The organism is Pseudoalteromonas sp. TB25 (genome assembly GCF_000497995.1).
GTDB lineage: Bacteria > Pseudomonadota > Gammaproteobacteria > Enterobacterales > Alteromonadaceae > Pseudoalteromonas > Pseudoalteromonas distincta.
The window spans coordinates 1-1,114 of record NZ_AUTI01000152.1 but is presented as its reverse complement, the minus strand read 5'-3'; the positions used below and the strand labels follow the sequence as shown (position 1 = coordinate 1,114).

2 protein-coding genes are annotated in these 1,114 nt (G+C 39.5%); both read left to right on the top strand.

Features of this window, described 5'->3' with window-relative positions:
• Window positions 1-738: HlyD family secretion protein (locus L652_RS0103320; RefSeq protein WP_024603285.1), on the top strand; the 738-nt coding region annotated here is incomplete at its 5' end.
• Window positions 739-748: 10 nt separating this feature from the next.
• A partial coding sequence (locus L652_RS0103315; protein WP_029770144.1) for an FUSC family protein occupies window positions 749-1,114 on the top strand: 366 nt, incomplete at its 3' end.

Here is a 1,114-nt window from a genome sequence, read left to right as displayed (position 1 = left end):
GATATTGTCACGGTTGCTCCAGACGTGTCGGGTTGGGTAACTGCTTTAAATATTAAAGATGGTCAAAACGTACAAAAAGGCGAAGTACTTTTTAATGTTGATAAAAAGCGTTATCAAGCAGCGCTTGATAAAAGTAAAGCAAACACAGAAAACGCATTGTATACATGGGAACTTGCTAAACATAAATACGAAAGACGTGTTGAGCTAAACACTCAACAGGCAATTAGTGAAGAAACGCTAGAATCAACACGTATTAATACTAAAATTGCTGAGGCAAATTATAACCTAGCCAAGACAGAGCAAACAATTGCGCAGTTAAATGTTGACAGAACTAAAATTGTTGCGCCTGCATCAGGGCAAATAATTAATTTGAATTTACGCCAAGGTAACTATGTTGCTCAAGGCACACCTGTTTTTGCTATTGTTCAGTCAGATTCATTTTATGTAACGGGTTACTTTGAAGAGAGTAAAATACCGCTTATTTATCCTGATCAAAAAGCTAAAATAGCCCTTTTAAGTGGTGGTAAGCAATTAACAGGGCATGTAGTGAGTGTAGGTAAAGCCATTGCAAATACGAATACACAAAGTAACGGTCAGCTTTTACCGCAAGTGCAACAAACATTTAATTGGGTGCGTTTATCACAGCGTATACCTGTTGATATTAAGTTAGATTCGTTGCCCGAAAATACACAGCTTAGCGCAGGAATGACCGCCACTATACATCTCGCTACACGTTAAGGGGAATACAGTGGGCGTTGTATTACAAAATTTGTTTTTTCCTAAAAAACAGGCAATTATTTTTGCGACTAAGGGCGTTATAGCCATGGTGATGGCGCTCACTATTGCTATGTCGCTTAATCTTGAAAGGCCTTATTGGGCGTTAGTCTCGGCTATTTTTTTGCAATTACGCCCGCAAAGCGGATTGGTTATTGAAAAAGCAATATGCCAAATAATAGGCACCATAGTGGGCGGTTTATTTGGCATATTGCTTTTAACTCAGTTAATTCTCTACCCTTATTTAGCGCTCGGTGCACTGGCATTATGGTTGGGGGTGAACTCTTCGTTATCGGCAATGGTACGCCAAGCAAACTTTGTGTATGCGTTTGCTATGGCC